Origin of the sequence: Streptococcus mitis SK597, from assembly GCF_000148545.1 — a bacterium.
GTDB classification, from domain to species: Bacteria; Bacillota; Bacilli; order Lactobacillales; family Streptococcaceae; genus Streptococcus; species Streptococcus mitis_C.
On sequence record NZ_AEDV01000095.1, the window covers coordinates 1 to 11965 of the forward strand.

Annotated in this window: 10 protein-coding genes and 2 pseudogenes; all 12 read right to left on the reverse strand. The window is 39.5% G+C overall.

The genetic code is table 11. The features are described 5' to 3' along the window. Window positions 1-1341: 1341 nt before the first annotated feature. Window positions 1342-2847 (reverse strand): zinc ABC transporter substrate-binding lipoprotein AdcA, encoded by a 1506-nt coding sequence (gene adcA / locus SMSK597_RS12045; protein WP_000724096.1) that lies wholly within the window; start codon window positions 2845-2847, stop codon window positions 1342-1344. Window positions 2848-2856: 9 nt separating this feature from the next. Beyond that, window positions 2857-3663 carry a metal ABC transporter permease gene (locus tag SMSK597_RS12050; protein ID WP_000950030.1) on the reverse strand — a complete coding sequence of 269 codons (807 nt, stop codon included), beginning with the start codon at window positions 3661-3663 and terminating at the stop codon, window positions 2857-2859. Then, window positions 3656-4360, reverse strand: coding sequence for a metal ABC transporter ATP-binding protein (locus tag SMSK597_RS12055; protein ID WP_001269496.1), 705 nt, complete (start codon window positions 4358-4360; stop codon window positions 3656-3658). Before SMSK597_RS12055 ends, SMSK597_RS12050 begins: the two co-directional genes overlap by 8 nt. Continuing rightward, window positions 4360-4800 (reverse strand): zinc-dependent transcriptional regulator AdcR, encoded by a 441-nt coding sequence (gene adcR, locus SMSK597_RS12060; RefSeq protein ID WP_001249312.1) that lies wholly within the window; start codon window positions 4798-4800, stop codon window positions 4360-4362. Before adcR ends, SMSK597_RS12055 begins: the two co-directional genes overlap by 1 nt. Window positions 4801-4952: 152 nt before the next feature. Further along, window positions 4953-6221 (reverse strand): D-alanyl-lipoteichoic acid biosynthesis protein DltD, encoded by a 1269-nt coding sequence (gene dltD / locus SMSK597_RS12065; RefSeq protein ID WP_000919854.1) that lies wholly within the window; start codon window positions 6219-6221, stop codon window positions 4953-4955. Further along, on the reverse strand, window positions 6214-6453 hold the full coding sequence (gene dltC / locus SMSK597_RS12070; RefSeq protein ID WP_000351967.1) for a D-alanine--poly(phosphoribitol) ligase subunit DltC: 240 nt from the start codon (window positions 6451-6453) through the stop codon (window positions 6214-6216). The genes dltD (SMSK597_RS12065) and dltC overlap by 8 nt, the downstream gene beginning before the upstream one ends. Before the next feature lie 13 nt (window positions 6454-6466). Further along, the gene (dltB, locus tag SMSK597_RS0103305) at window positions 6467-7711 is read right to left on the reverse strand and encodes a D-alanyl-lipoteichoic acid biosynthesis protein DltB (RefSeq protein ID WP_000969715.1); all 1245 of its coding nucleotides are present in this window, start codon (window positions 7709-7711) and stop codon (window positions 6467-6469) included. Continuing rightward, a complete protein-coding gene (gene dltA / locus SMSK597_RS12075; protein WP_000066752.1) occupies window positions 7708-9258 on the reverse strand; it encodes a D-alanine--poly(phosphoribitol) ligase subunit DltA in 1551 nt (516 codons plus the stop codon). Before dltA ends, dltB (SMSK597_RS0103305) begins: the two co-directional genes overlap by 4 nt. A 20-nt stretch (window positions 9259-9278) precedes the next feature. Next, a complete protein-coding gene (locus tag SMSK597_RS0103310) occupies window positions 9279-9410 on the reverse strand; it encodes a teichoic acid D-Ala incorporation-associated protein DltX (protein WP_000813664.1) in 132 nt (43 codons plus the stop codon). Window positions 9411-9415: 5 nt separating this feature from the next. Next, a pseudogene (gene dltD, locus SMSK597_RS12080) lies at window positions 9416-9997 on the reverse strand (D-alanyl-lipoteichoic acid biosynthesis protein DltD); the annotation flags it as partial. Between the two features lie 47 nt (window positions 9998-10044). Then, entirely contained in the window at window positions 10045-11199 is a 1155-nt protein-coding gene (dltB, locus tag SMSK597_RS12085; protein ID WP_001105734.1) for a D-alanyl-lipoteichoic acid biosynthesis protein DltB, read from the reverse strand. Window positions 11200-11488: 289 nt separating this feature from the next. Then, window positions 11489-11944: pseudogene (locus tag SMSK597_RS14000) on the reverse strand (transposase); the annotation flags it as partial. Window positions 11945-11965: the final 21 nt, after the last annotated feature.

Sequence of the window (11965 nt, forward strand, 5' to 3'; positions counted from 1 at the left end):
TGGCAGTAGTTAGGGGCTTTGGTGTTCTAATGAACCTTATCAATTAACTATATTCTAGCATATAAGTCCTAATATTTCAAGCATTAAGTAAGGTTGATGGTCTAAATTTATTGTGGTATACTATTTTGGTCATCGGTTACCGATTACGTTCCTATGGGTTCGTGAGAGGAGGTGAAACTAATGAGCCTTATACCAGAGCTTGCTCTTACTATTATAGCAGATGTTATAGCTGGAATTATCTTGTATTTCGTCTGCAAATGGCTAGATGGTAAGAAGTAGACCGAGTGACTAGCCTATCAACACCCGTTAAATCGCTAAGATACGTCAAAAAAGCCCTTAACTATCGCAGTAGTTAGGGGCTTTGGTGTTCTAATGAACCTTATCCATTAACTACATTCTAGCATATAAACCCTGATATTTCAAGCATTAAGCAATGTTGATGATCTAAATTTAATGTGATATACTATTTTTGTCATCGGTTACCGATTACGTTCCTTACGGTTCGTGAGAGGAGGTGAAACTAATGAACCTTGCCCCAGAGCTCGTTCTTACTATTGTAGCGGACATCATAGCAGGAATTATCTTGTATTTCGTCTGCAAATGGCTAGATGGTAAGAAGTAGACCGAATGACTAGCCTGTAAACACCCGTTAAATCGCTAAGATACATCAAAAAATCCCTTAACTACTGCAATAGTTAAGGGATTTGGTGTTCTAATGAACCTTGCCTATCGATTTTATTCTAACATACAGGTCCAGATATTTCAAGAGTTTTATTTATTATTTAAAATTCCTTAGTTCTGAAAGGTATTTGATTTTTCATCAATTCATTTAAAAATACTATACAAATTTCTTACATTTTCCATAAGTGTGATATAATGGACTCAATAAGATAACTTGTGAAGGATAAACGCTGGGTCCCAGAATGGGGTAGACTGAAAGGTTGAGCATTCCTATGTGCCTGGGGTTATCTTTTTATTTTGATTTTTTAAGGCTCTCTACAAAGTTTAGAGGGTCTTTTTCTATTCCTGTAGAATATACCAAAACACCCCTTAACTACTGCAATAGTTAGGGGCTTTGGTGTTCTAATGAACCTTATACACTAACTACATTCTAGCATATAAGCCCAGATATTTCAAGAGTTTTATTTATAGTGAAACGAAATAAGAACAGGACAAATCAATCAGGACAGTCAAATCGATTTCTAACAATGTTTTAGAAGCAAAGGTGTACTATTCTAGTTTCAATATACTATATTTTTTAAAGTTCTGAAAGATCTATAATGAAGTTAGCCATCTAGTATCAAAAAACCGACTAGCTCTTATGAACTAGTCGGTTTCTCATCAATGCGCCAACATTTCTTGGGCGATTTCTTGGCCAGATAGGTTATCTGGGTAGTAAGTTGGCCAGTTATCCATTTCTTCAAAGAGGGCTTCTTGGCTTGTACCTCCAAAGAAGATATGGAAATGTTCTGCCTTAACTGGGGCGATATTGTGGTCACTAAACTGAACATACTTGAATTGTCCAGCGTCAGCATCTGTCGCTTCAAAGAGGAAGCGCACACCACGATTGCCTTTCTTGTAAGTCAAGATTTTCTTACCGACATACTTGTAAGTATATTTCTTGCTTTGTCCACCTTGAACAAATTCCATAGTATTATCAGTGATATTAATCTTAGTCACATCTGTCTGATAGCCTTTTGTATAGTAGGCCTTGTACTCAGCCTGAGTCATCTTACCAGTCAACTTAGCCTTGTAGTCAAATACTTGGTCAAACGTACCATCTTCAAGGAAAGGATAAACTGATTGCCAGTTACCTACATAGTCACTCAAGGTACGATCCTTGACATCGGCATCCTCAAAGTAACCATTTTGAACTGTCTTGGTATCCTCTGCTTTTTCAGGCTCGATTGCTGGGCCTTCTTGGTCTGTTGTTTGTTTCAAAGCTTTGAGGTTTTTCTCCATGATAGAGATATAATTTTCTCCCGCCTTGGTATCTTCTTCTGTCAGACTTTCTAAAGGATTGAGGACATCTGTTTTGACACCTGCCTCTTTTGAAAGTGTGTTAGCAAGGGCTTGTGAGGCATTTTCTTCAAAGTAGATATAGGCAATTTTATTTTTCTTGACGTACTCTGTCAATTCTGCCAGACGTGCAGCTGATGGCTCTGCATCTGGAGAAAGTCCTGAGATAGCGACTTGTTTGAGTCCATAGTCCAAAGCAAGGTAGTTAAAGGCTGCGTGCTGAGTCACAAAGCTCTTTTGTTTAGCTTGAGACAAGCCTTCTGCATAAGCCTTATCCAAGGCTTGCAATTTTTCGATATAGGCAGCAGCATTCTTCTCAAAGGTCTCTTTTTTATCCGGATAATCTGCTGACAAGCTATCACGGATGTGCTCTACAAGTTTAATGGCACGGACTGGTGATAACCAAACATGGGGGTCAAACTCATGGTGATGGCCTTCTTCTCCATGGTCATGGTCTCCCTCTTCTTCCTCACCACCTGGCAAGAGCAACATATCACCTGTCGCCTTGATGGTTTTCACCTTTTTCTTATCCAAAGTATCTAGCAATTTAGGAACCCAAGTTTCCATGTTTTCATTTTCATAAACGAAGGTGTCTGCGTCTTGGATTTTGGCAACTGCCTTGGCAGACGGTTCGTATTCATGAGGTTCTGTACCAGCACCGATGAGGAGTTCTACATTAGCAGTATCTCCTGCGACTTGCTTGGTAAATTCATAGACAGGGTAAAAGGTTGTCACAATATTGAGTTTGCCATCTACCTGTTTTTGATTGGAACAAGCTACTAAAAACAAGGCACATAGACTGGCTAGCAATAAGCTAATTTTTTTCACATTAGTCTCCTATTTGATAAAACGTCTTACTAAACTAATCAGTAAGAAGACAGTTACAAAAATAATAGTAATACTTGCGCTTGCAGGTGTTTCTGCATAGTAGGAAATGTAGAGTCCTGCCACCATTCCCAAAAATCCAATAGCACTAGCTAGCAGCATAACCGATTTAAAGTTTTTCCCCAGACGCAGGGCAATACTAGCTGGCAAGACCATAATGGTCGATACCAGAAGAGCTCCCGCAGCAGGAATCATAAGGGCAATAGCCACCCCTGTCACCATGTTAAAAAGAATAGACATGGTACGAACTGGCAAGCCATCCACAAAGGCCGTATCCTCATCAAAGGTCAAGATATACATTGGACGCAAGAAGAGGAAGGTCAAAATCAAAACAACCGCCGCAATGACAAAGAGGGAAATAACCTGTTCTTCGCTGATAGTCACAATCGAACCAAAAAGATACTGGTCCAAACTCATAGAACTCGAGCTTTTACCCTTGCTCATGACAATCAGAGAAACAGCCAGACCTGTTGACATAAGGATGGCTGTCCCGATTTCCATAAAGCTCTTGTAAACCGTACGGAGATACTCCAGAAAGACCGCCGCAATCAAGACAATAGCAATAGTGGAAATAGTCGGAGAAATCCCCAGAACCAGACCAAAGGCTACACCTGAAAGTGAGACGTGACTGAGGGTATCGCTCATCAAACTCTGACGACGCAAGATGAGGAAGGTTCCAAGAACTGGCGAGAAAAGACTCATAGCAATAACAGCTAGAAATGCACGTTGCATAAAGTCATAAGATAACAAACTAAGCATGGCCCACCTCCTGATCATTCTCATGAACGTTGAAACAACGCCATGGTGAGTCTTGGTTACGGACTAGATGGATATTGCGGTCCGCGTAGTCCTTAACTTCTTCAGGGTCATGGGTAATCATCAAAACAGCCTTGCCATGATGATGGGCGCTGTGGTGCATGAGTTCGTAAAATTCATTTTTACTTCCTGCATCCATTCCCGTTGTCGGCTCATCTAGGATAAATACATCTGGGTCAGAGGCAAACATACGCGCGATCACCGCTCGCTGCTTTTGTCCTCCAGATAGAGACCCCAAGCGTTTGTCTCGGTGTTCCCACATACCAACTGAGTCCAAACTAGCCTTGATATGCTCCTCATCATGAGCATTCAAACGACGGAACCAACCCTTTCGTGGATAGCGACCCGACTTGACAAACTCATAAACCGTACTTGGAAAACCTGCATTAAAACTGGCAATCTGTTGAGGAAGATAGGCTATTCTCAATTTCTTACCCTGCGTATTTGTCTTTGAAATGGTTACCTTGCCAATGCGTGGTTGGAGGATTCCAAGACTGGCCTTGATGAGTGTCGTCTTAGCTGCCCCATTCTCCCCCGTCAAGGTAACAAATTCCCCACTATCAACACTATAATTGATATGTTCAAGAACGGGCTCTTTGTCATAATAGAAGGATAAATCCTCTACCGTAATGTATCTCATTATTTGATTTCTCCTACTAAAGCAGTCAAAAACCGCTGGATCACTTTTTGTTCATTTGGAGTAAACTGAGTCGCCACTTGTTCATAGGTTAAAAGCGTATGCTCATGGTGATGATGATGCTCCTCAGCGATTGGACGAGCCAAATCAGTCAACTGATAAAAAATCACACGCGCATCCTTAGGATCTTTAGATGTTTCCAACATCCCTTCCTTGACCAAAGACTTAATGGCCTTGGTAACTGCCGCCTGACTGACATTGAGACGACGAGCCAAATCTGAATTTGTTAAAGATTCCTCCGACAAGAGCATGAGGATATGCTCCTGGGTATTGGTCAGAGCTACCTCGCTAGTACAATGACCTATTAGGATTTCATGCTGATTTTCTGCCTGCAAAATCACCTCATTCAAAAAGCCATCGATATCCTTCGCTAGCTGTCTCATATCTGACTCCTTTCCTTTTAGAATTCTCTTTTTTAAGAGAAAAATACTATTATTTGACATTTTATTTACCAGTTAATTATATCACAAGCAAAAAAAGAGTCAAGAAAAAACGTGAAAATAGGCTTCATTCTTGAACTCTTCTATATTATGATCTATTGAAAGTCCTTGACATCTCCATCATAAGTCGCCCAATCTTTGCTGAAAAAGCGCTCATTCAGATGGTAAGTCGGAGCTGGTGTGGGATTGGATAGGAAAGGATCAACTGCCTTGTCAAAAGCCAACCAACCCAACCAACCAAGGTGAATGGTGTCCTTCATAAAGAATGGCTCCCCGCCGTCCTTAGAAAAATCTGCGATATTGTTAAACCCTTGACTTTCTAACTGATAGCGAATCTTCTGCACCGTCTGTTGGTACATGTCCTCTCGTAAACCAGCGTAGTCCATCCATTTTTTATTAACAGGTGGAATGATAAAAATCGGGTTGACCTTAGATTTAGAAAACTGTGTTAAAACCAACTGCAAGTCATTATACTCTGGCGACTTGAGATAGGTAAAGCTTTTCTGAGAGTCCTTTAATTTCTTCAAATCCTTCTTGATCTGCGTATTATAGAAATAATTTTCCATTCCCAGATCATTATTGGAAGTATTCTTTTCTGCATCTGCTTTAACAATATCTTCTATAGATTGATAAGAAAACTGGTCTGGCAAGGTCTTTAAATACTTAACTACATGCTTATCATAATTGACGTAGCCTCTAACTGAAAACTGACCAAAAAAGGAAGCTTGGCGTTCATTAAACCGAGCCAATAATTCAATCATTTCATTGTCTGCCGTCGACAATTCTTCTTTACTTGCCAACTTCTGAACTAAATCCTTCATAGCTACGTTTGGGAACTGCTGTAGTAAGCGAGTCGCTGCATATTGACTAGCCTGATCTCCAGATTGATGTTCCAGAAAACTGGTCAACTGGTCTCCATTAAAATACTGCTGAAAAGCTGCTGGCTCATAGCCATTTTTACTGAACCACTGAGGTGAGATAACATACACAACTTGTTTATTCTCCAGCTGTGGCAGCATCTGTTGCATTCCAAAATACTGGTTAAGCGATGCAGCTCCCCTCTGTCCTAAAAGATAAGGACGGTAGGAGCGATTGTATTTCTCAGCTAATACCGCAGGATGAGCACCGTCAAAACGAAGCCATTCACTAGAGCCAAAGAAGGGAACAAAACGCATATTTGGATCAGATAGGGCTCTGACTTTTTGACTTCGCTCCTTAAAACTATCGATAGTAGTAGCCACCGCTGAACGCTTTTCAGCTCCTAGATTATGATGCATCTCAGTAGGATAAAAGAAAATGAGCAGACAAACCAACAAACCAGCTATCAAGACCGGCCCGAAGATCATCCATAAGCGTTTAAGCATTTTGTAGCTCCACAATACCAGCTATGATTTTATTAGCCGTATTCCAGTCATCGCGACCAAACTCTGTTACAGGGACACGAATGTCAAAACGGTTCTCAATCTCCACAATCAATTCAACCGTTCCCATACTATCCAAGACACCTGCATCAAAAAGATCTTCATCCATCATGTCAGAAACATCTTCCATAAACAACTCATCAATAATTTCGATAACTTCTGATTTGATATCCATATTTTATTTCCTTTTATTTTTTAAACCATAAATCATTCAAGAATCCAGAAAAGATTAAGAATGACAGCATGACGACATGGAAGGTGACAACCATGCCAAGCAACTGAATCCAGCGATTCTCAGGTAGAGCAGGCTTCCCTGCTTTTTTCCGCTCCTTATTGAGCGTTTTTTTCTTACGAACCCAAGCGTCATTGATGACCAGTCCAATCCCATGAAAGAGTCCATAGGCGATATAGTACCAGGTCACTCCATGCCAAAATCCCATAATCAGCATATTTACAATATAAGCCACGCTTGAGGTTACATTACGATTTTTAAAGACCTTCTTTCTGGTCAATACCATCACCATTCGCATAAAGACAAAGTCACGGAACCAGAAAGACAGACTCATATGCCAGCGATTCCAAAACTCCTTCAAATCCCTTGATAAAAAGGGCTTGTTAAAGTTGATAGGGCTACGGATTCCCATCAAATTTGAGATGGCCAAGGCAAACATAGAATAACCTGCAAAGTCAAAGAAGAGTTCCAGACCAAAGGTATACATAACTGCCAAGACATAGAGGTTAAAGAAGCCACCTGATTGCAAGGCTAAATTCTTCAAAGGAGGCAACAAGGTTTCTCCTAAAACATGAGCTAGGATAAACTTGTACAAAAAGCCCCACATGATATAGCGAACAGATTCATCCAGCATATCCATCAACTCATCTCGCTCAGGAATGGTCTGATAATTTTCATTAAATCGCTTAAAGCGATCGATTGGACCACTTGAAAAAGTCGGCATGAAGAGAAGGAAACGGAGGAATTCCCAGAGGGTAAAATCCTTAATCACTCCATCTCTCAGCTCGATGATAATCCCAACCGAACGAAAGGTCAGGTAAGAAATTCCCAAAAATCCAAGCAAAGACTGCGTTCCATTGATAGCTGGTTGCACCTTGACAAAGATAATCGGAAGTAGGGACAGAAAACTAACTAGGTAGAAGACCCACTTGCCATCCTTACTTTTTCGATAGTGCTTGTAGAAAAGCAAGAGCAATATTTCCCAACAAAGGTAAATACCCAAGGCAGCCAATTGATTTGTCTTTCCACCCACCAACATGGTGACGATAAAGAAGAGACTAACCAACACTTCATACCAGGCAAAGCGTTTCTTGAAAAAGAGGCCGATAAAGATAGGCAAGGTTGCAGCAATCACATAGACAAAATACTGAGGATTGCCGTATGGCTCTAAATGAGGAAGCTGTTTAAAGAACTCCATCATCTCTTGTTCACCTCGTTAATCAATCCTTTGATGTCAATCTTTCCATTTGGAGTCAGTGGCAAACTGTCTCGATAAAGGAATTTAGACGGCATCATGTAGGACATCATGATATCTGTCAAATCTTCCTTGATGGCCTTAGTAATATCGATATCACGCTCAAACTGCTCACGAACACCGTCTTTTAAGATGACATAGGCCAACAAATTTTGTACCTTGTGGTCCTTATTATAGCGCGGTACTGCGACAGCAGACTCGATAAAGCGAGACTTATTGAGGTTTTGAGAGACATCTTCTAACTCAATGCGGTAACCGTTAAACTTAATCTGGAAGTCCATGCGTCCGCCGTAGAGAAGCAAGCCTTCATCTGTCATAGTTCCCACATCGCCTGTATGATAGGCTGGCAGACCTTCAAACTCAAAGAAGGCTTCTGCCGTCTTTTCAGGATTGTTCATATAGCCTTTTGAAACAGCTGGCCCAGAGACAATGATTTCTCCCTGTTCGCCATTGGGCAATTTATTTCCGTCCTCGTCAATGATAAAGGTTGGAGAATCAGCCTTGGTATAGCCGATTGGTAGACGTTTGAGAGTCACTAGCATCTCATCTGTCACAGCAACAGCTGACAAGGCTACTGTCGCTTCTGTTGGACCGTAAGCATTGATAATACGGGCATTTGGGAAACGCTCACGTAGTTTTTGAGCCGTTTTGACCGTCAATTCTTCTCCATCAAAATAGAAATGCGTGATGCCAGGCATTTTCTCACTATTAAAGTCTTCTGATAACATGGCCATATCCGCAAAAGAAGGAGTTGATGTCCAGATAGCGATTGGCAATGAAAAGATGGTCGCAAAGAGTTGCTTAAAGTCCTGAGTAATGGCTGAAGGAAGAGCGAAGAGCGTACCACCTAATGCCAAGGTCGGAGCCCAGTACATGACAGACAGATCAAAAGAATAAGGTGGCTGAGCCAGCATTTGTGGACGACTTGGCGTCGCAAATTCCTTATCCGTAATCATCCAGTTGGTAAAGCTGAGGAGATTATCATGTGAAATCTGCACTCCTTTAGGCTTACCAGTCGTACCAGAAGTAAAGATAATGTAGTAATTATCATCTCCCTTGACTGGATGCGTGATCTCATAGCTTGTCCCTTGAGCAAAGGCTTCTTGAACCTGAGCTAGAGTCATCATCGGTGTAGAAACCTGCTCCAATGGAAATTCTGAAATGGCAATAATCAAACTTGGCTCCGCTACTTCTAAAATAGCCGAAACTCGCTCCAAGGCCGAATGGCTATCAATTGGAATGTAGGCGTGACCTGACTTAGTCAAGGCTACAAAAGTTGCCAACATTTCATACTCTTGACCACCAAAAACAACCACAGGAGACTTCTCTGGCAAATCCAGTTGATCAATGGCTGCAGCCAAACTATCCGAATCAGCCTTCAAATCTCCATAAGTGTGTTCCTGCCCCAAAACATTGTAAACAGGATAGCTAGGCTGTGTCTGAGCAAAATGCTCAATGGTTTCAATCATATCTACTATTGGTTTATTTGACATAATAAGGATTCTCCTTCAAGTTAAAATTCATTATAGATAAAGCTTCCTTGACCCTGACCAAGATAGCTAAAAAAGTAAAGTAGCCCTAGAAAGATAATAAAATACAAGGCTGTCCGACCAAGAAAGAGGTACAATTCTTTTCTCTGTTTCATCTCTCATCTATGAAATAACTTTTGTATTTTTTGTAGATGTCATTTTGTTGCTTGTTTCCCTTGGTAATATCAATAATCCGATTGATTAATTTTTCTTTCGTTTCCTTACTAATCTTATCATTATCTAGCATGTGGAAAATATGTTCCTGAGAAGCCTTGTTCAAAAAGGCATCTTGATGAGTCCCATCTTTTTCAAACCACTGAACAGACTCTACTATAGCTACTTTTCGCTTACTCATAGATCCCTCAATAGAACCCAAGGTCGTAGCCTGAATGATGTTTTGAGAATAGCTGGTCCCAATCTGCATGATATTAAAATCGTTGTAGTTAAAAATTTTATTGGGATGATAGTCTTCATTTATAGTCGCAACCAACTCCGAAGAACCCAATAAAACCAGTGTATTGGCAGTAATATTGCTTGTCAGAATATCTCTACTTTTATACTTTTCATACGAAGTGCTATAGCGAATACTGTTATCCTTTACTTTATAATAATCATCAATCTTCTTGACGTATGTCACATTTAAAAGGGCAAGCGTCGCAATTACAAGCACTAGCGATAGCAAAAATGCTTTTAGTTTAATCATCTCGTTTTATCCTATCCCTTCGATTCTTCCAACCTCTTTTCAATTTCTTATCTCTTTAAAATCGTCAGTAAGATTTTATAGGGTTCACCTGAAAAGATAAAGAAACCAATCATAACCAGATTCATGGTCACAAACCAACTTAGTAGTTTATACCAATTTTTGTTTTTATTTTTCTTATAAAAAGGGCTTTTCTTTTGATACACTTCAAATCCAGCCATCAAGACACCGTGATAAAAACCATAAACAATGTAGCTAACACTAAGACCATGCCAAAAACCCATGACCAACATATTGACCATATAGGCGTAGATTGCATTGTGTAGTCTATTTTTAAACCATTTTTTCCTGATAACCTGCATCAATACTCTTGAAAACACAAAATCTCTCAACCAAGTCGACAAGGTGATATGCCATCTATTCCAGAAATCCTTGATATCGACACTCAAGAAAGGTTTGTTAAAATTCATCGGTGTCTGAATACCTAGAATATTGCTACTTCCAACGGCCATTAGACTATAGCCTGCAAAGTCGAAGAACAGATACAAGGTATAGAGGTACATATACTTGATTGAGTAAACGACTGTACCAGTATTGCTTAGAGCGAGTAACATCTGGTACACATAAGTTGACAAAACAACCTTGTAAAGTAGACCTAAAACGATACGATACACACCGTCCCCTGCTAACTCTAGATACTCTTTTCGAGGCATGACCTCGTTTATCTCTTTTAAAAATCTCCTACTCCGATCAATCGGACCAGCACTAACTGTAGGGAAAAAAAGTAAAAATTGCAGGTAGTCTTTTATGCTAATCTTTTCTTTAATCAAGCCATCCGATATCTCCAGCATGATCTGAATAGTCTTAAAGGACATGTAAGAAATTCCAATAAAGGCCAACAGATGCAGAGAAGTTAGGGCAAAGACTTTATTAATCACTAAAGGAAAAATAGAAAGGAAAACCAGAGGTTTCAGCCGCTTTGTTTCTATCCTCTGTGCTATGAAAACCAGAAAATATTGATAAATTACAAAGGAGATTAAATAGACAATCATTGCTCTACTCTTGCCATAAATAGCTCCTGCAAATAAGAGGGAGAGCACCAAAATATAGTAGTCCTTACGTTTTTCAAAAAAGTTTACTGCAAAACCAATTAGTAAAACTACAAACAAAAGAAGGAAAAACTCATTCCCCTCGAAATAATTCATACCAGCCAAACTCCTTTTTTCTTTTTCTCATCTCATGATTTATCTTTTTAAGATTAGTTCCTATCATATTACCAAGAATAGTTAACTTTATTCATTATATCATAATTTAAAAACTAAAAATACTTCTGTTATTTTATTTCTTAAAATAAAAAATCCAACTGACTCTTAGTACTGAACCCCAATAATGAGACAAAATTATTCACACCATAAATAAAATTCAAGAACAAAAAATTGATGAAGGAACCGGTAAAGGATTCTGACTTTCTAGCTGTAAAGCTTCGACTCTTTCCTCTAACTCTTTTAGGTAAGCTACCTCAGTATGTAAGCGTTCATTCTCCTCCTTAAATCGTTCTAATTCTGTCATTTCTTCACAAGTTTTCTTCTGTTTACGTCCCATTTTAGCTAACCTTCCTCTTGTTTTCTCAGCAATAGTATACCTGTTTTTCCTGTATTGTGCCAGCCAATTTGGAAGCATTCCTTGGTTTGGGAGGGCATAATCAAGACTAACACTTCCTTGCGAACGACCTTCAAGAAGAACTTTATCAATCATTTTTTGTTTTAATTCTGGAGAATAATCGCGATTCTGCCCTTTCTTGACAATTTCAATCCCATAACGATCAAAACAAACTAAACATGTATGTTACTTTAGAAATACCTACTCCAAATATAGTTGAAAGTTGCTTTAAGCTGATTCCTTGTTTTTTAGTTCATGGATTTGAACTTTCTCTTCATAATTCAATTTCATAATAAAACGCACAATATCAAG